This window comes from Rhizobium sp. RU35A, from assembly GCF_900156005.1.
GTDB lineage: Bacteria > Pseudomonadota > Alphaproteobacteria > Rhizobiales > Rhizobiaceae > Neorhizobium > Neorhizobium straminoryzae.
Map to the genome: position 1 here is coordinate 14,837 of NZ_FTMR01000019.1, position 17,332 is coordinate 32,168.

Annotated in this window: 16 protein-coding genes and 1 pseudogene; all 17 read right to left on the reverse strand. The window is 63.4% G+C overall.

Annotation, left to right across the window (positions count from 1 at the left end):
* Positions 1–3 precede the first annotated feature (3 nt).
* The gene (locus tag F3H95_RS25365) at positions 4–924 is read right to left on the reverse strand and encodes an ABC transporter substrate-binding protein (protein WP_210245848.1); all 921 of its coding nucleotides are present in this window, start codon (positions 922–924) and stop codon (positions 4–6) included.
* Positions 925–1,214: 290 nt separating this feature from the next.
* Positions 1,215–1,961 carry an ABC transporter ATP-binding protein gene (locus F3H95_RS25370; protein WP_188134487.1) on the reverse strand — a complete coding sequence of 249 codons (747 nt, stop codon included), beginning with the start codon at positions 1,959–1,961 and terminating at the stop codon, positions 1,215–1,217.
* Entirely contained in the window at positions 1,958–2,734 is a 777-nt protein-coding gene (locus F3H95_RS25375; protein WP_142880708.1) for an ABC transporter permease subunit, read from the reverse strand. The genes F3H95_RS25370 and F3H95_RS25375 overlap by 4 nt, the downstream gene beginning before the upstream one ends.
* Positions 2,727–3,566: an ABC transporter permease gene (locus F3H95_RS25380; protein WP_149748003.1), complete on the reverse strand. Its 840-nt coding sequence runs from the start codon at positions 3,564–3,566 to the stop codon at positions 2,727–2,729. The genes F3H95_RS25375 and F3H95_RS25380 overlap by 8 nt, the downstream gene beginning before the upstream one ends.
* Positions 3,567–3,580: 14 nt before the next feature.
* Positions 3,581–4,636 (reverse strand): ABC transporter substrate-binding protein, encoded by a 1,056-nt coding sequence (locus F3H95_RS25385; RefSeq protein ID WP_149748004.1) that lies wholly within the window; start codon positions 4,634–4,636, stop codon positions 3,581–3,583.
* A 12-nt stretch (positions 4,637–4,648) separates the two neighbouring features.
* Positions 4,649–4,987, reverse strand: coding sequence for a ferredoxin family protein (locus tag F3H95_RS25390; protein ID WP_142880711.1), 339 nt, complete (start codon positions 4,985–4,987; stop codon positions 4,649–4,651).
* Complete coding sequence (locus F3H95_RS25395) at positions 4,984–6,552, reverse strand: FAD-binding protein (protein WP_142880712.1); 1,569 nt, start codon at positions 6,550–6,552, stop codon at positions 4,984–4,986. Before F3H95_RS25395 ends, F3H95_RS25390 begins: the two co-directional genes overlap by 4 nt.
* Positions 6,553–6,969: 417 nt before the next feature.
* Positions 6,970–7,887 carry a 3-mercaptopyruvate sulfurtransferase gene (gene sseA, locus F3H95_RS25400; RefSeq protein ID WP_149748005.1) on the reverse strand — a complete coding sequence of 306 codons (918 nt, stop codon included), beginning with the start codon at positions 7,885–7,887 and terminating at the stop codon, positions 6,970–6,972.
* Positions 7,888–7,915: 28 nt separating this feature from the next.
* Positions 7,916–8,518 carry a DsbA family protein gene (locus F3H95_RS25405; protein ID WP_142880714.1) on the reverse strand — a complete coding sequence of 201 codons (603 nt, stop codon included), beginning with the start codon at positions 8,516–8,518 and terminating at the stop codon, positions 7,916–7,918.
* Positions 8,515–9,040 (reverse strand): annotated as a pseudogene (locus tag F3H95_RS25410) (helix-turn-helix domain-containing protein). The gene F3H95_RS25405 and the pseudogene F3H95_RS25410 overlap by 4 nt, the downstream one beginning before the upstream one ends.
* A gap of 74 nt (positions 9,041–9,114) precedes the next feature.
* Entirely contained in the window at positions 9,115–10,089 is a 975-nt protein-coding gene (locus tag F3H95_RS25415) for a 2-dehydropantoate 2-reductase N-terminal domain-containing protein (RefSeq protein WP_149748006.1), read from the reverse strand.
* Positions 10,090–10,132: 43 nt separating this feature from the next.
* Positions 10,133–11,305 (reverse strand): acyl-CoA dehydrogenase family protein, encoded by a 1,173-nt coding sequence (locus F3H95_RS25420; protein WP_149748007.1) that lies wholly within the window; start codon positions 11,303–11,305, stop codon positions 10,133–10,135.
* A 108-nt stretch (positions 11,306–11,413) separates the two neighbouring features.
* Positions 11,414–12,517 (reverse strand): LLM class flavin-dependent oxidoreductase, encoded by a 1,104-nt coding sequence (locus tag F3H95_RS25425; RefSeq protein ID WP_149748008.1) that lies wholly within the window; start codon positions 12,515–12,517, stop codon positions 11,414–11,416.
* A 156-nt stretch (positions 12,518–12,673) separates the two neighbouring features.
* Positions 12,674–13,765 (reverse strand): LLM class flavin-dependent oxidoreductase, encoded by a 1,092-nt coding sequence (locus tag F3H95_RS25430; protein ID WP_149748009.1) that lies wholly within the window; start codon positions 13,763–13,765, stop codon positions 12,674–12,676.
* Positions 13,762–15,471 (reverse strand): ABC transporter ATP-binding protein, encoded by a 1,710-nt coding sequence (locus tag F3H95_RS25435; RefSeq protein ID WP_149748010.1) that lies wholly within the window; start codon positions 15,469–15,471, stop codon positions 13,762–13,764. The genes F3H95_RS25430 and F3H95_RS25435 overlap by 4 nt, the downstream gene beginning before the upstream one ends.
* Positions 15,450–16,298, reverse strand: coding sequence for an ABC transporter permease (locus F3H95_RS25440; RefSeq protein ID WP_149748011.1), 849 nt, complete (start codon positions 16,296–16,298; stop codon positions 15,450–15,452). Before F3H95_RS25440 ends, F3H95_RS25435 begins: the two co-directional genes overlap by 22 nt.
* A complete protein-coding gene (locus tag F3H95_RS25445) occupies positions 16,295–17,305 on the reverse strand; it encodes an ABC transporter permease (RefSeq protein ID WP_149748012.1) in 1,011 nt (336 codons plus the stop codon). The genes F3H95_RS25440 and F3H95_RS25445 overlap by 4 nt, the downstream gene beginning before the upstream one ends.
* Positions 17,306–17,332: the final 27 nt, after the last annotated feature.

Below are 17,332 nucleotides of genomic sequence, written 5' to 3' on the forward strand. Positions count from 1 at the left end.
CGGTTAGCGGGACTGTTCGATGGTCTTGTCGAACGTGTCCACGAAGGATCCCTTGGCGTCGAAGCGTTCCCTGATCGAGCCTGCCTGATAGAGGATGTCGATCAACTTCTGATGGTGTGGGATCGCCTCTGCCGATGTCTGGAATACGAGCGGTGACTGGCCCTTGAGGATCGCCGCCGTATCCTCGGGCGAAACCCGCTGGAAGTCGGTATAATAGAGCTTTGCCCATGCCTTGTCGTTTTCGTTGCTCCATTTCCCGGCCTTGACGAAAGCTGCCAGGAATTGCCGGATGGCTTCCGCCTTGCCGGGATCGGCCAGTGCGTCCGGACGGGCATAGAAATACGACGTACTGGGCAGGAGCCTGCGTTCTTCGGGATCGACAACCGCGCTGGCGCCGGCCTGCCTAGAAAGCCTTGTCACGAATGGCTCCTGGAGCACGGCAACATCAACGGCGCCCGAACGCAGGGCGTCGGGAAGATCGGCAACACGAAGGTTGACCGGTGTGATGTCGCCGAGGGTCAGGCCGGCTCTGTTCAGGGCCTCGATCAGGTATACCTGCCGACCGGACCCTTCGACATAACTCACTTTCTTGCCCTTGAGTTCTGAGAGCTTTTCGATCCTGAGGCCGGCCCGGCTGGTGAGGCGGTATTGAGCGATCTCGCGTGTGAAGGTTGCAACGATCGGCAACAGCGTCCCGGAGGCACGGGCCTGGATTGGCGGCGTGTCGCCGACATAGGCGATGTCGAGTGCCCCGGCGCGGATTGCTTCGAGAATGGCCGGCCCGCCAGCGAAATTCGGGAAATCGACCGTGAAGGAAAGGGTCTTGCGTTGCCCGCTGGCCTCCAGAAGGTTGCGCACGAACTCGGCCTGGTCTGCAACGATCAGCTTTGTCGCTGGCTCGACAGCCCCTGCGGACACCGCCATCGAAGCGGTTGCGGCCAATGCCGTTGCGCAGACGTGCAGAAATGATCTTCGATGCAAGGGGTGATGCTCCATATGAGTCAATCAGCGTCCGCAACACCTGGGACGCCATCGGGACTGAACTCCCGCTAGCTTAGCGGCAATATTTTCAATCGATAGAAATTATGGACTTTAGCGATGGCCAGAACCGGAAATTGCTTCCGGCATCGGAGCATATCGTGGACGGTTATCCTGCCCGGCACCTTTTCCTGATATCGTGCTTCACCGGCCGTCGCGCGAAGCGGGCAAAGCGCTCACATCAACATCGAGAGGCAGCGCTTCTTCAGATCGGCGATGTCGAGGGATGCGCGATCACGCGGACGCGGAAGGTCGACCGTCACGATGTCGCGAATGCGTCCGGGGTTGGGCTCCATGACGATGACGCGGTCGCCAAGGTAAAGCGCCTCCTCAACATCGTGGGTGACGATCACGATGGAGACCTGATTTCTTTCCCAGATCGCGAGAAGTTCGTCCTGGAGCCGCATTCTGAGGATCGAGTCGAGAGCGCCGAACGGCTCGTCCATCAGCAGAATGTCGGGCTCCTGGGCGAGTGCGCGCGCGATGGCCGCACGCTGCACCATGCCTCCGGACAGCTGCCGGGGATAGGCCTTGGCGAAGTCGGACAGTCCGACGAGGTGCAGGTAGTGACCGATCTTCTCATGCTTGTGCCGCGCCGACAGGGGGCTGGTGTCGAGAGCCAGTCCGACATTCGCCTCCACGGTCAACCACGGATACAGCCGGTGATCCTGGAAGACCATGCCGACCCGTTTGCCCGGATCGCCGGCGTTGCTTCTCGTGATGGAGCCGCGGTATTCCCTGTCGAGGCCGACGATCAACCGCAGGAGTGTCGATTTTCCGCATCCCGATGCCCCGACGATGCCAAGAATCTCGTTGTGCCCGACGGAGAAATTGATGTCCTTGAGGACAAGTCGATCCAGTCCGTCCAGCGGATAGGACTTGCTGACATGCTCCACGAAAAGAGCGTTGGCCGAAGCGTTCATCGTAGGTCTTTCGTCCAGGGAGATAAGGCGTGCGACAGGCGGGTCGCCAGCGAATTCAGCAGCACGCCACCTGCCGCGAGCGTGATGACGCCGGCGAGAACGATGTCCATGCGGAACTGGTCGCGGCCGCTGGCGATGAAGCTGCCGAGACCACGACCGTTGCCGATGGCATATTCTGCGCCGATCGTTCCGATCCAGGCCGACAGGACGGCAATCTGGAGGCCGATGTAGATACTGGGCAGCGCCGCAGGCAGGTAGAGCTTCGTGATCCGGGTGAGATATGTCAGGTTCAGCACGCTTGCGACGTCCACGAGCGGGCGAGGAACCTGCCGGATCCCCTGTTCGGTGGCGAGGAACAGGGGAAAGAAGGCTGAAAGCGCGGTGAAGACCAGCTTTGTTGCCTCCCCATTGCCAAACCAGGCGGTCAGCAGGGGGATCCACGCGAAAAGCGCCACCTGCCGGATGCTGTGGACCGTCGGCGAAAGGCCAAGGGCGGCCAGCCGGTAGAGGCCTGTCAGATAGCCGGCTGTCAGACCGATCAATCCCCCGATCAGTCCGCCTGCCAGAACCCTTGCCATGCTTGTGCCAAGGGCGGCCCAGAGTTCACGTCCGGACGCGTCGAGAAAAGGCACGGCCACGACCTGCACAGGTGTCACGACAAGGGGGCCACGCACGAGGCCGAGCGACGTCACCATCCACCACAGCGAAAGCGCGCCCAATGGAAGAACGGCGCCCCGCAGACTGAGCAGACCACGGGCGTTCAGCCTAGCCATGAGCGCTCGCCCCCCGGACAATCGCCTTTTCCATCCTCCTGAGAAGAAGGTCGAGGAGGAAACCCACCGTGCCGACGACGATCATGCCGACAATCACGATATCGAGCTGGAACAGCGTCCGTCCCCAGACCATCAGATATCCGAGCCCATCGGAACCGGCGAGCATTTCAACCACGATCAGCGAGACGAAGGCCTGGCTCAGCGAAAGCCGGATGCCGCTTGCGAGAAACGGCGCCATGGCCGGAATGGTCAAGCGGAAGAAGCGTGTAGACCGGCGAATGCCCAGGACGTCGGCGACATCGGACAGCTTTGCCGGAATATTGCGCGCGCCATCGGCGGTGCTGATCGCCATCGGCACGAAACAGGCTTTTGCCAGGATGACGATTTTCAGCGTTTCCTCGATCCCGAGGATCAGGATCAGGATGGGGAGCCAGCCGAGCGAGGGAATTGCCGCCAGGGCGCGGAAGGTCGGGCCCAGATAGGCATCGGCCGAGCGCGAGGTGCCGATCAGAAGTCCAAACAGGAAGCCGGATGTCGCCCCAAGCAGGAAGCCTTCGGCAATGCGCCGGAAGCTGATGGCGGCAGCGGCGATGATATCGCCACTGACGACCAGATCGACAAATGTCTGCCAGACCCATGCCGGCTGAGGCAGCACCTGCGGCGAGACCCAGCCCCGCGCCGCACTCAGCCACCAGAAGAGCAGGAGCAGGAGAGGCGCCAGGGCGACGACCACGGCCGTTGCGACGAGGCGGCGGGCGCGCGGTGCTGCACTCAGCCCGTTCGAGGCTTTGTCCGGCAAGGACAGATGCAGGTCCACCTCGAAGGTTGACATCACCTTGCTCCGCTTCAGTTCTTCACGCTGCCGGTCGTGCCGCGATCCGGCCAGTAGGCCTCGAGCTTCTGCGAAGCGACAGCCTTATCGACATAGGAGCGGTCAACCCAGGCATCGAGGTCAACGTCGCGACGGATGAGCTTCTGTTCGAGGTTGAAGGCAATGCCGCTCTTGTAGCGGGCGACGAAAAAGGCGTCGAGGCGCGGATTGTACTTGTCCCTGAGGGAGCTTCCCGCATTCGACTTGCGGATGACGTCGACGGGCGTTCCGGCGCGCGACCAGATCTGGAAGGCTTCCTCGCGGTTCTTCTCATCGCCCAGCCACTGGGCCGCCTTTACGAAGCCGTTGACGATTTTCTGGGTCGCTTCCGGGTAGGACTTGCGGAATTTGTCGGTAACGAGGAAGGCTCCGAAGCCATCGCCTGTCGCACCCGTATCCGAAGATTTGTAGAAGATCCTGGCCAGTCCCTTGTCTTCCAGCGGCAGCAGAAAATCTGCTCCGAACACGGCATCCACGCTCTTGGCGGCGATGGCGGCGAGCTGGTCGGCGTTCTTGAGATCGACGATGGTGATGTCCTTCTCGGAAAGCCCTGCGCCTTTCAATGCCGAAATCAGCCCCCAGTGGATGATCGTCGCCTTCTGAATGGCAACCTTCTTGCCCTTCAGGTCGGCAATCGACCTGATCTCGACATCCGGGCGCGCTGCTCCGAAGATGGTCGTGCCGCCATAGGATGCCACGATAACCGTATCGAGACCATTTGCCTTGCCGATGATATTGGGAACGGCCCCATAGGAGGCAAAATCGAGCTGGCCATTGGAGAGCGCTTCATTGATCGCCGGCCCGGTGCCGGTGAAATAGGTGAATTCCAGCTTGGTGGGGCTGCCCTTGAACTCGTCCGCAATGAAGCCTTTGGCGTCGGCAATCGCCTGAAGCCCCACGCCGAACGGCGTGCCGAAGCCAAAGCCGACGTCACCGAGGCGGATGGTGGCGGGAGCATCCTCGGCGCGCAGCGGAGCGGATGACAGAGCCAGCGCGGCGGCCAGCAGGAAGGATGAAATCAAATGTCGCATGGTCGTCTCCAATCAGGGAATAATCCGTCCGGTCTCGAAGATCCGGTAACTCAGGTCGCCAGAGGTTCCGCGCGGTTTGGCGTTCTTCCAGCCCATCTCGCGACGAAAACTGCCCATGACGCCGCGTGCGATGAGATCCGCCTCGCTTGCGCCCTCGATGGCATCGGAGAAGGGCGACACATAGAGCGCGTCGGTGGGGCAAAAGAGTTCGCAAAGGAAGCAGGTCTGGCAGTCAGACTGTCTGGCGATCACCGGAATTCCATCCGCGACAGCATCAAAGACATTGTCCGGGCATGCCTCGACACACAGGTCGCATTTGACGCACCGGTCGGCACTGACGATTTCAATCATGATGCATGGCTCATACGCTGCGGGGAAAGAGAGACGTAGCTGGTCCAGATATGATCAGTGCCGCCGGTATCGATCGCCTTGCGAAGTGCGCTGTTCTGCTCGGGGTGATCGAGGCGTCTCTGGAGACCGCGGCTCTCGCGTCGCAGAAGCGCGCTTTCGGTCACCCATCTTGCCGTCGCGATCAATGCCTCGGCTTCGCGGACCCTGGCGTTGCGTCGGCTGCGCCAGGTCTCATCAGCCCACAAGGCGTTGAGGCTCTGTGACGCGGCAGTCAGCGTTTCCGCGGTCCGGAAAAAACCGCGGTCGACGGGAAGGATCTGCTGTTTGACGATATCCGTGACGTCCGCCACCGTGTCGTTGGCCTCTCCGCGATCCGAAGCCGCAACGGCGCTCACGCGATGGACCGTTCGCGAACGCCACAGCGGCCCAAGTGCCTTTACGAATGCTGCCGCATCCTCCCCGGCCCAGGAGCCGGTTGCCATGGCCCAGCTCGAGTTCGGACCGCCACCGCCTGTCGTCGCTCCGGACATTGCCTGGCGCGTGGCGGCGTCCCCTGCGGCAAACAGCCCCGGCACCGTGGTTCCTGCACGGGCGTCGATCTTCAGTCCACCGGTGCCTCGCACGGTGCCTTCGTGTCTCAGCGTGATCGGGAATCGCTCGGTGAACGGATCGATCCCCAGGCGATCGAAGGGAACAAAAATGTTGGGTTGTCCGCGCCGGAAACCTTCCTGCAGCCTTGGTGGCGCCTTGTCGAGGACGGCATAGACGGAGCCTTTGATGAGTTCCTGCGCCACGGCGCTCTGCCGGTCGCCTGCTTCCCCAAGCACGTCTCCCGCTTCGTTGGTGAAGGTCCCCCAGAAGTAGACCACCCCTTTGGTGACACTCGAATAGGCCGGAGAGATGCCGTACTGCGCGGAGAACTCCATGCCGGACAACGTGGCTCCGGCCTCTGCGGCCATCAGATAGCCGTCGCCGGTCAGATTGTTCGTGCCCAGTGCGCCACTCAGGAAGGCGCAACCGCCGCTTGCGATCACCACGGCTCCGGCATGGATCGCAAGCGCCTCGCCGCCTCTGCGGTAGCGGGCAATCGCGCCAGCCACGACGCCGTCAGACAGGAGCAGTTCCTCGGCGGGACAGTGATCGAGGATCTTGACCCGTGCCTTGATGAGTTTCTGCCGCATGAACCGCAGATAGTCCGGCCCGCGCAACATGCCGCGATAGGGGCGACCGTCTTCGTAGGTCGGGAACGGATAGCCCCAGTGCGCCAGAAGATCGAGATTCTCCACCGTTCTGTCGAGTACGGTTTCCACGACCGCCTGCTCGGCAAAACCCTGGCCGAGGCGCAGTCTCTGGTCGACGGTTGCTGCCCGCTCCGCTGTGCCGCGCTTGGTATAGATCGTCGTCGTGTTGCCTGCGGCGGTCGCGCCGCTGGTGCCGACATAGCCCTTGTCTATCAGAATGACGCTCATTCCGGCGGAGACTGCGTTCCACGCCGCCCAGCAGCCTGCAGGCCCCCCGCCGATGACCAGCACATCCGTTTCGGCCTTTTCGATTTTGTTCAGCATTCAACACCTCTGAAGAAAGTATATTGAATTTATAGATAATATCGAGAAATGCTTCTTTCGACGGTTCGGCTGTTTTGAGAACGCCTTTCCAATCATCTGCATCCCATCGGATGCGGCGGAGAGACGGAATGTGCCCGGCGTCAGGCCGTTGCGATCGGTCAGATCCGTGAAGGGCTGCAGTCGGCTCGTGTTGAGTTCGCTCTCGCTCTGCAGGGATGGTCGTCGAGGGAATAACCGGAAAGAGCTGAACGCGGCGTCAGATCGCTGAAAGCCGGAGGGATATCACGCTGTCCGGCCGATCGACGTGTTGATAGGTCCCAGGTAAGGCGAGGCTGGTGTTGACATCAGCAAAGATGGGACCGCCCGTCCGCCAGCGGCCGAAACCGCTGGCAAGATCGATAGGTCCCACACGCTCTGTCACTCTGCGGCGACGGGAGAATCGAAGGCGCGTATCGGCGGCGGGTTTGCCATATGCTCCGCGGGTCCCGTCGCGATGGGTGTGTCGCCCGGAATGCCCCATTCGGCCCACGAGCCGTCATAGAGCGCGGTATCCTGTTTGCCGATGAGGTAAAGGCCGAACAGCAGGACGCCTGCCGTGACCCCCGAACCGCAGGACGCGACGACCGGTCGATTCAGATCGATACCGGCCGAAAGAAATGCCGCGCGGATGGCGTCCGGCGATAGTACCTCTCCCGTGGCCGGATCGCTAAGGGTCGTGAACGGCAGGTTGCGGCTGCCGGGAATGTGTCCGGCACGAAGGCCAGGCCGGACTTCCGCCTCCGTCCCCTCGAAGCGGGGTGCGGAGCGCGCGTCGATCACCTGTTCCGCCTGCGTGGTCAGGTTTGCCAGAAGCGCTGTCTTGTCCCGCAGACGGTCTGCGCGAAAGCGCGCCGTAAACGATGCGGGTCGGGGTACTGGCACCTCTGTCGTCACGGCGCGTCCCTCCGCAAGCCAGCGCTTGAAGCCGCCATCCAGAATGGCGACCTTGTCATGGCCGAAGACGCGCCATGTCCACCAGACCCGTGGCGCCGACATCAGCCCGTGCGTGTCATAGATCACCACCAGCGTGTCGTTTCCGACGCCGAGCTTGCCGGCGACCGCTTCGAATTCGGCGGCATCCGGCAGCATGTGCGGGAGGGAGCTCCCCGATGCGGCGATCCGGTCGATATCGAAGAACCGCGCGCCGGGAATATGCTGGCGCGCATAATCCTCCGTCGCGGTCGGTGTTGCGCCGGGCAGCTTGTAGGAGCCGTCCAGGAGGACAAGGTTGTCGGTACCAAGGTGATCGGCGAGCCACCGGGTGGAGACCAGCGGGCCGGGCAGGGAGATGGACATGGACTATCTCGTCAAGCGGGAGGAAAAATCAGGCGACCAGACGTTCGCCGGCAAGGTGGCGCTCGAGGAAGGGCAGGCTGTCCTGCCCCCAGTACAGTTCATCCTCGAAGCGGAAGGTCGGGATTCCGAAGACGCCGGCCTGCTTTGCGCGGAGAAAATTGGCATCCAGAACGGCTTGAATGTCGGCGTCGCCAGCGCGGGCCTCCAGCCGGGCCGCGTCGAACCCGGCCTTGGAGACGATGGCTGCCCGGACCTCCTGAGTTCCGATATCGTCTGCCCGCCCCCAGAGCGCCGTTTGCAGGGCTCGGGTGAGGGCGATCCAGTCGAGGCCGTCGATCTGCGCGGCGACCACAAGCCGTCCGGCTGGCGTCGGATCCGAAAGACCGGCACGGTTGTCGAGTGCCAGCGGCTTGTTGCGAAGAGAGGCCCAGCGTCTGAGATCGCGCAGCCAGTAGGCGCGCCGCGCCTCGGGCCGATTGCGGGAATAGATCGCGCCGTTTTCCTCGATCAGCGGGATGAGGTGAGGCTGCACCGTGGCCTTATGGCGGGCGGCGACCTCGAGAAAGGCGTCAAAGCCGATATAGGCCCAGGGCGAGCCGATGCCGAAGAAGTAGTCGATGACCTGTGTCATGTGCGTGCCGTTCCATAAAGACTGTCAAAGAGTGTGAGAGCGCAATCGCGGGCAACCAGTGCGGCTTGCGGCTCCCGATTGACGGCGATGGTGGCCAGTGCGCCTTCGTAGAGAAGGGCGAGATGGCGGGATGCCAGGCTGAGGCCCGTCTCATCGGACGGAATGCCTGCGCTGGAGGTGATGCGACCAAAGATGTCGAGGATCGTGCGCTTGTGCCGTCGCGCCACCGAGAAAATCCGGACTTTCCGCCTTTTCGAAGAGACGCTGGAAGATCGTATCGATCTGATCGCGCGGCCGTTCGACGGTGCGAAGAACATCCTCCAGAGACGCGATCACCCGCTCATGCCGCTGCGAGAGATAGGCGGCGACAAGATGATCCTTGGAGGGGAAGTGTCGGTAGAGTGTCGCCTTGGCAACGCGGGCTTCCTCGATGATCCGGTCGATGCCGACTGCACGGATGCCGTCCCGGTAAAACAGGGTGCCCGCAGTGGAGAGGATCTGGTCCTGGATGGGAATGGTCATTGTGTCTGTCCTGGTGCTTCGCGCTCGGCGCTCTCAACGGAAAGGTGCCGCCCCTTCGCCTGGCGGCGCGGATCTCAGAACCGGGCAACCTCCCGGATGTCACGCGTGCCCGGTTTGCGCCCGTCGCGCGCGAGTTCGGCGGCCGCCCGCTGGAAGGCCGCATTGAGGGGCGTTTCGACACCATGCAGCCGGCCCAGCCTGACGATCTCGCCGTTGAGATAATCGACCTCGCTCGAGGCACCGCGTGTAAAACTCTGCCAGGTGGATTGCTGGCCTCGCTCGATGCCGCTGCCTTCGACGATGCGCCATCCGGAGATGTCAACGCTACGTTCGGATCGGGCTGCGGGGTCATGGCCGGCAGCCTGAAGAACGCGGCGCGCTTCCGTGACGAGCGCATCGGCAGCCTTGGTCCGCACTTCCCGATCTCCGGCGAACAGCTCCACCACGTTGGTCACATTGTGCTCCAGCTTGGCGGATTTCCAGCGCCGGATATCGGCGCGTGCCTCCACCAGATAATTTGCGGCCGTAAGATCCGCGGCAATGGTGCGGGCCGTGTCATCCAGGCCGTGCGGATAACGTCCGACGGTCACCACGCCGAGCTGCGGCTCGCTGCCGACGACGACTTCGCCCGTAACCGTGAAGCGTGCCGGAATGAGAATGCTTGCGGCATAGACATGCGCGAAGCGGCGAAGGGCGATGTCTTCGGCGGCAAGACCGTTCTGGAAGGTGACCAGTGGCAGGTCCGCCGCAAGGCCGCCACCCTCGACAGGCTGCCAGGCCCAGAACTCCGTTGCTGCCTCCACGTCCTGCGACTTGACCGTCAGCAGCAGGATATCGCCCGGCGCGAGACTTGGCGGGCTTGCGGTGTCGTGGATGTTCAAGCGGACATTGCGGGTCTCTTTGGGGCGGCGATAGGTGAGGCCGTGTGCGGCGATATGGGCCGCCTGTTGTCCGCGACCGACAAGGACATAGGCGATGCCGCTGCGTTCAAATTCCGCAGCAAGACTGGCGCCGACGGCGCCGGCTCCGATGATGATGTAGCGTGTCATGGGATATTTCTCGGGGAGCGGGGGCAAGGCATTGGAAGACGCGTCAGGCCGTGCGAAGAACCGGCGGCTCAACCGACGAGCTTTGCGCGTGACGCTGCCAGCGATCGAAGGCCGCGCGCCCCAGCAGAGATATGGCCGTATCCTCCTGCGGCGCATGCACAAGCACGGCCTGGATATCGCGAAAATGCCGCTCAAGGCCCAGCTCGGCACCGAGCCCGGGATTGCCCAGACCGCGGACAGCCAGTTGTACGGCATCACGCAACTGGCGCCCGGCCAGAAGGCGTGCACGCACCAGACGTTCCGCATCGGCCTGTCCTGTCGACAGGGCGTCGAAGATGAGCTGCCGCGCACCGCCGATCAGGAGATCGATCTCGCCGGAGAGCGTCACGAACCGCTCCGTGCGTGCGATGGGGTGGCCGAGATTGGTGGGCACGCGCTCATGGGCAAAGCGGCTGAAGGCCGCCTGTGCCGCTTCGGCAACCCCGAGATAGAGCGAGGTCAGGGCCAATGTCATGGCCGCGTGGCCGCGATTGTCCTGCTGGGCAACCTCCGTTCCCGTCAGGTCCACCACATTCTGCAGGGGAATTTCGACGTCCTCATATTCCACGTCGTGAGAGCCGCTGGCGCGCATGCCGAGGCTGTCCCAGTTCTCGATGATGCGGATGCCGGGTAGACCATTCGGGACCACGAAGGTGCCGACCCGTGTCGGTGCCTCGTCGGTATGGGCCCAGACGAGGAAATGCGTCAGCCCGTGCGCACCCGTCACGAAGCGCTTGCGGCCGGAGATCGACCAGCCGCTTGCGGTCCGGCGGGCCCGGGTTGCGGGCAGTCCGCCACGGGCAGGCGAGCCAAGCTCCGGTTCGACGCGGGCTGCATTGAGGAGCAGAGGACGCTCTTTCGCCTCAGCCAGCAGGCTGAGATAAAGGTCTTCCGGCCAGTGGTTTCTGGAGGCCTGCGCCAGATGGTTGAAGAGCGTCATGGCGGTGATCAGGGCGACCGACGGGTCGCCACGGCCGAGCGCCGCAAGGATATGGGCGGTATCCAGAAGGGAAGCACCCCTGCCGCCATAGCGTTTCGCCACCGTGCTTTCCAAGAGGCCGCCTGCGTGAACGGCACGAATGCCGGCCCAGGGAAATGCACCACTGCGATCGACCTCGGGCGCTGCGTCTGCAACGGCGCGGACGATCTGGTCGAGCAGGCGGGGATCGAGAACCATCAGCAGAGGCCCTTTCAAAATGACCGGAAGTTTGCTGCCGCCCCGTGAAGATCGGAAGCATCGGGAAAAGGGTTTCCGGCAGGTGTCCCTCCTGCCGGAAACAAAGACTCAGGCCGCTGCCTTGTTCTTGGCATTCTCGCGCTCGCGCAGTCCCTCGCGGACCAGCGGCAGCACGTAACGGCCATAATCGACGGCATCGTTGAAATTGTCGTAGCCGCGGATCGAGATGAGATCGGCGCCGAGATCGACGTAATCGAGGATGGAATCGGCAATCGTGCGCGGCGAGCCGACCAGGGCCGTCGTCGCACCGCTGGCATTGGTTGCCGTGACCGTCGGATACCAGAGCGCCCGGTCATGCACGTCGCCGCGCTTGGCGATGTCGAGCAGGCGCTGCGAACCGACATTGGCGGGTGGGGCCGCGGAGAGAGGCGCGCGGCTCAGGCCCTTCTGGCGGTTTTCGTTCAGGCGGTCGAGCACACGGTGTGCCTTTGCCCAGGCGAGTTCATCCGTTTCCGCGATGATCGGGCGGAATGTGACCCAGATGCGCGGGCGATCCTTGCGCCCGGCCTTGGCCGCTTCGTCATAGATCCGGTCGATCTGCTCCTTCGTTTCCGCGAGCGGCTCGCCCCACAGGCCGAAGATGTCGCAAAGCGAGCCGCCGATGCGATAGGCGGCATCCGAGGAACCGCCGAGCGAGATCGGGATCAGGCCCTTCGTCGGGCGGACTGCGGCGCGGAACTGCTTGAACTGATAGTATTTGCCCTCGAAATCGAAGGGTTCGGTGGACGTCCAGGCGAGGCGCAGGATGCGGATATATTCTTCCTGGCGCTCATAGCGTTGTTCCTTGTTGAGGAAATCGCCTTCCCGCGCCTGCTCCTCGTCGCTGCCGCCAGCGATGAAGTGGACGACGACGCGCCCGCCGCTCAACTGATCGAGGGTGGCCAGCGATTTCGCCGCTACCGTCGGGTAGACCGTGTTGGGACGCAGCGCCACGATGATCTTGATCTGCTTCGTGTGTGCGAGGATCGTCGCGCCGAGCGTGAACGGATCGAAGGAGGCGGAAGAATAGGGAATCAGCGTGTAGTTGAAACCGTAATCATCGAGCGCGCGGGCATATCGCTCGAGGAACAGCGGATCGACCGGCGCATCGGGGAGAGGGTTGAGGTCATTGGAGGCGTTGGCGAAGCTTGCACTGATAAATTCTACGGGCATCTGAGAAGGTCTCCGTTCCGATTGCCGGGCGATAGGGTCAGACTAGGGGGCTGAACATCCGGGAGAAAGACAGGTCTTTCTATTCTATGGAATTTATGGAAAATATTGTTCCGAGGGACAAGGGCGCGGGTGCCGGCCGCCCTTGTCCTGCGCCGGTCAGGTGGCCGGTGCCCAGCCAAGGTGTGGGGCCACCGTCTCGGCGAGATCGCGCAGCACGCGCAGGTTCTCCTCCAGGCCATGGGCGGGCGGAAGGAAGAGGACGAGTTCGTCGGCGGCCGCAAGACCGGGATCGGCGAGAACCGCTTCGGTAACCTCGTCGGGCGTGCCTTGAAACACCGGGGAAATCTGTCTGCCCGAAGGCAGCTGCCCCGGAGCCACCGGCGCAAGCGCGCCCTTTGGCCGCGAAGCGGCGATCCCGAGCGTGCGGCGCTCCAGATCATAGGCCGCATATTTTTCCCGTAGTTCGGCGGTCGTGCCGACAAGGATGGATGCAGCGACGGCGACCGCGGGCGGCTCGGTCTGCCAGATCCGCCGCCAGGCCGAGCGATAGGCCTCGATGATCCGGGCCTGGTAGGCACCGAAGCTTTCGCCCTCCGCATGGCCGTGCTGCACGGTTCCGGTGATCAGGCCAATGCCGAGTTCGGCGGCCTGGATGGCGGATGCGACGCTTGCGACGCCCTGCCGGATACGGCTGCGCAGGGTCGGGCTGTGGGGCGTCACGCGCAGCTGTGTTCCTTCCGGAGCCCCCTGGCCGGGACCGTCCACCGTGTGGAGCACGTCGCCGGCGACGGCGGACAGGAAGCGTGCCTGCCGACGTTTGGCCTCGGTTCTCGAGTCTGTGTCGACGGCGCCGAAGACGGCATCGAAGGCGGCGTTCTCCCCGGTCGAAATCGCAAGCTCCAGTCGGCCATCGACGAGAAGATCGGTCGTGCCGGCGGCTTCCGCCAGCAGGATCGGATCCTGATAGCGCATCGGAATAACCGCGGAGCCCAGCGTTATGCGGCTGGTGTGCTGTCCGACGGCCGCGAAGAATGGCAGCGGTGAGGAGAGATAGTTGTCGAAGTGCCGTTGATAGGACCAGCCGGACTGGTAACCGAAAGCTTCTGCGGCCTGATAGAGGAGAATGCCATCGCGCAGGCCCTTCGCCGGTCCGTCCGTGTCGTTGAACGACACGCGCGTATTGAAGCCGAGCCGCGTCTTCGGGCGAAAGTGCGCAGCCGCGACGGTCTGTTGCAAAGCAAGGGTCATGCAAATATCTCCTGACGCAGGTTGGCTACCTTGTGTGTCGCGGTCTGTGAGGCGTGAACCCCGGCCGGGATCGAATCCAGGAGGGCCCGGGTGTAGGGTTGGCGGGGGCTGTCAAAAATGTCCGTAACTGTCCCGTGTTCGACGATGCGGCCCTTGCGCATCACCGAGACCGTGTGGGCGAGCTGGCGCACCAGAGCGAGGTCGTGCGAGACGAACACGTAGGTGAGGCCGAGATTGGCCTGCAGCGACAGGAGAACTTCGACAATGTCGGCCTGCACGCTGACATCGAGCGCAGAGGTCGGCTCATCGAGCACGATCACATCCGGCCGCAGGACGAGGGTGCGCGCGATGGCGACACGCTGGCGCTGCCCGCCGGACAAGGCGCCCGGCTTGCGCTGCAGCAGGTGGTCGCCCAGTCCGACATTGGCGAGCGCCTCCCGCACCTGTGCGCGCCGTTCAGCCACCGTGCCGATCCGGTAGCGATCGAGCGGTTCGCGCACCAGCTGTTCCACCGACCAGGTCGGGTCAAGCGAGGTGAACGGGTTCTGGTAGACGAGCTGCAGATGGCGCCACACCGCGCGCTGTGACGTCCGGTCGGAGCCGGATATTGTTTCACCCGACACGGTGATGCGGCCGGCATCGGGCTCGTCAAGGCCGAGAAGCAGCCGGATCGTCGTCGTCTTGCCGGAGCCGGATTCGCCGACCAGGGCGTGTGTGGTGCCTGCGGCAACCGAGAAGCTGATCCTGTCGACAGCCGTCAGCGACTTGCCATCGACGGAGAAGGTCTTGCTCACGCCCTCTACGGCAATCTTCGTCGCCGTGCCCTCCCGTCCGTCGAGGCGATGAAAGCCGGGATCTCTCAGCGACGCATAGCGATCCGGATTGAGCGCCGGGACATCCGCATGCAGCTTGCGGGCATAGGCGGAAGAGGGGGCGGAGAACACATCCTGCGTCCTGCCGGCCTCCTGCACCGTGCCGTCCTTCAGCACGACGAGCTTGTCCGCCCGTTCCGAGGCAATCGCCAGATCATGCGTGATCAGGAGAAGGCTGATGTCGAGATCGTGTTGCAGGCGTGACAAGAGGTCGAGAATGCGCTTCTGGATCGTGACGTCGAGCGCCGAGGTCGGCTCGTCCGCCACCAGAAGCGCCGGGCGCGGCAGCACGGCAAGCCCGATCAGCACGCGCTGCAGCATGCCGCCCGAGAGCTGGTGCGGGTAGGAGTCGTAGACGCGGCCCGGATTGTCGAGGCCGACTTCGGCGAAGGTGTCGAGGATCAGCGCCTTGCGCAGGGCCTTGTTCGGCTCGTCGGTGAGGGCGGCGGCCTCCTGCGCCTGCGCGCCGATGGTGCGCACCGGATTGAGGGCATTGGCCGGATCCTGCGGGACAAAGCCGATGGCGCGACCGCGCAGCGCCCGGAAATGCCGTTCGGATTGTTTGAGGATATCCTGCCCGTTGAAGGCGATGCGGCCATCGGCATGGGCACCCTCCGGCAACAGCCGCAGGACGGCCTTGGCAATCGTCGATTTGCCGGAGCCGGATTCGCCGATCAGGGCCAGGCTCCTGCCACGCGCGAGATCGAAGCCCACATCATCGACGACGGTGCGTCGACCATAGGCAACCGACAAGCCATCCACCTTGAGCAGCGGCGGCGTCAGAAGAGCGGATAGGGTGTCCGGGCGTTGAGTCAGTTTGTCTTGCGAAGCCATCGGCTGATCCTGTTGACGGAGAGGACGGTCACGATCGTGACGAACGCAGGGGCGTAAACCAGCCAGGGCCATTTGAGATAATCCTTGCCGATCGAGATCAGCAGGCCCCAGTCGGAAGCGGGCGGCGGGTCGCCGTAGCCCAGAAAGGCAAGTCCGGCGATGACGAGGATGGAGAGGCCAAACTGCAGCACGGCAAGCGGCAGAACCGAGCGCGAGGCATTTGGCAGGATGTGACGGATGAGGATGTACCAGCGCGATCCGCCGAGAATGAAGGAGGCTTCGATGAAGACGGCCTGCCGGGTCTTGATCACTTCCGACCGCATGACGCGGGCAAAGATCGCGACGGCGGAGATGCCGGTGGCAATGGCCGCATTGGTGGTGTTGAAGCCGAGCGCGGTGACGATGATGACCGCCAGCAGGAAGCTCGGAATGGCGAGCAGCATATCGACCAGCCGCGCCAGAACGATATCCGTCCAGCCCCCCAGGAAACCGGAGAGAAGGCCGATCAGGCCGCCGATGACGACGCCGATGACAACGGCGATCAGGGCGCTGGTGACCGATGACGACGTGCCATAGACGATGCGTGCATAGACATCGCGTCCCAGATGGTCCGTCCCGAACCAGTGCGCAAAGCTCGGGCCAAGCAGCTTCTGTGCCGGCACGCCCACCACCGGGCTGTAGCTGGTAAACAGGCCGGGTGCCACGGACCAGGCAATCACGAGGATGATGACTGCAAGCGAGAGTGCGACGCTGATCGGGATGCTGAGCCGCGTCCCGTTCCTGCGCTCCGTTTCCTCAACCGGGTGCGATGAAAGGACGACGCTCATGAGGGGATTCCTTCAATACGGTCATCGAAGGCGTCATCACCCGCTGCCGGACGCGGTTTCACCGTTCCGATCAGCTTTACGCGCGGATCAAGCAGCGGATAGACGAGATCGGCAAGCAGGTTGACCACGACGAAGGCGACCGCTGCGAGCGACACCACGGCCTGAATGACCGGCAGGTCCTGCGTGGTGACCGACCGCTGCACGAGGCTGCCGATCCCGGTGCGTCCGTAGACCGTTTCGGTGATCAGCGAGCCGCCCAGAAGTTCGCCGATGGTCAGCGCGACAACCGTGACCACAGGTAGTGCGGAGGGTTTCAGGAGATGGCGGAAGAACAGCTGGGACTGCGAGATGCCGCGCCCCCTGGCGACGGCTGCGTAATCCTGCCGGGCTTCGTGGTCGAGATTGGCGATCAGCACTTCGGCAATCTGCGCGGATACCGGGATGCCAAGCGCCACGGCCGCAAAGAAGGTCGCCCAGAAGCTGTCCGCATTGATGACCCTGAAGAGCCCGAGCTGAAACCCGAAGATATGGATCAGCACGAGACCGATGACGAAGTTCGGCACGGACAGGAACAGGGAGGGAAAGCCCCTCAGCAGACCCTGGCCATAGCGGCGAGGCAGGAACTGCGTTCCGTAGCCAATGACCAGTGCCAGGATGATGGCGACGGCAAGCCCGGAGGTTGCCAGAACCAGCGTCGACGGCAAGACCTCCGCGATGAGGGTCGATACCGGCCGGTTGGAGCGCATCGACAGGCCGAGATCTCCGGACAGGAACTGGCTGAGCGAGGCCCACAGCTGCACGAGCACGGGCCGGTCAAGGCCCTGCGCCGCGATGATCTGCTGGATCTCTTCTTCGGAGAAACCGTTCTGCGGATCCCGCAGAACGTTGGTGATCGGATCGCCGGGCAGGACGCTCACGACGATGAAGGTGAACACATAGGACAGCAGGATCACGATGACCGCCTGGCCGATGCGCTTTGCCGCGTAGTCCAGATAGGAACGGTTCATGCCGCTTCCTCCTCACGCTCTGTCGCA

What these genes read in the sequence shown, in the direction of transcription:
- F3H95_RS25445 (WP_149748012.1), bottom strand. Translation starts at nt 17,305, where the DNA reads ATGAACCGTTCCTATCTGGACTACGCGGCAAAGCGCATCGGCCAGGCG.
- F3H95_RS25390 (WP_142880711.1), bottom strand. Translation starts at nt 4,987, where the DNA reads ATGATTGAAATCGTCAGTGCCGACCGGTGCGTCAAATGCGACCTGTGT.
- F3H95_RS25395 (WP_142880712.1), bottom strand. Translation starts at nt 6,552, where the DNA reads ATGCTGAACAAAATCGAAAAGGCCGAAACGGATGTGCTGGTCATCGGC.
- F3H95_RS25365 (WP_210245848.1), bottom strand. Translation starts at nt 924, where the DNA reads ATGGCGGTGTCCGCAGGGGCTGTCGAGCCAGCGACAAAGCTGATCGTT.
- F3H95_RS25375 (WP_142880708.1), bottom strand. Translation starts at nt 2,734, where the DNA reads ATGGCTAGGCTGAACGCCCGTGGTCTGCTCAGTCTGCGGGGCGCCGTT.
- F3H95_RS25405 (WP_142880714.1), bottom strand. Translation starts at nt 8,518, where the DNA reads ATGACACAGGTCATCGACTACTTCTTCGGCATCGGCTCGCCCTGGGCC.
- F3H95_RS25440 (WP_149748011.1), bottom strand. Translation starts at nt 16,298, where the DNA reads ATGAGCGTCGTCCTTTCATCGCACCCGGTTGAGGAAACGGAGCGCAGG.
- F3H95_RS25435 (WP_149748010.1), bottom strand. Translation starts at nt 15,471, where the DNA reads ATGGCTTCGCAAGACAAACTGACTCAACGCCCGGACACCCTATCCGCT.
- F3H95_RS25415 (WP_149748006.1), bottom strand. Translation starts at nt 10,089, where the DNA reads ATGACACGCTACATCATCATCGGAGCCGGCGCCGTCGGCGCCAGTCTT.
- F3H95_RS25370 (WP_188134487.1), bottom strand. Translation starts at nt 1,961, where the DNA reads ATGAACGCTTCGGCCAACGCTCTTTTCGTGGAGCATGTCAGCAAGTCC.
- F3H95_RS25385 (WP_149748004.1), bottom strand. Translation starts at nt 4,636, where the DNA reads ATGCGACATTTGATTTCATCCTTCCTGCTGGCCGCCGCGCTGGCTCTG.
- F3H95_RS25430 (WP_149748009.1), bottom strand. Translation starts at nt 13,765, where the DNA reads ATGACCCTTGCTTTGCAACAGACCGTCGCGGCTGCGCACTTTCGCCCG.
- F3H95_RS25425 (WP_149748008.1), bottom strand. Translation starts at nt 12,517, where the DNA reads ATGCCCGTAGAATTTATCAGTGCAAGCTTCGCCAACGCCTCCAATGAC.
- F3H95_RS25420 (WP_149748007.1), bottom strand. Translation starts at nt 11,305, where the DNA reads ATGGTTCTCGATCCCCGCCTGCTCGACCAGATCGTCCGCGCCGTTGCA.
- sseA (WP_149748005.1), bottom strand. Translation starts at nt 7,887, where the DNA reads ATGTCCATCTCCCTGCCCGGCCCGCTGGTCTCCACCCGGTGGCTCGCC.
- F3H95_RS25380 (WP_149748003.1), bottom strand. Translation starts at nt 3,566, where the DNA reads ATGTCAACCTTCGAGGTGGACCTGCATCTGTCCTTGCCGGACAAAGCC.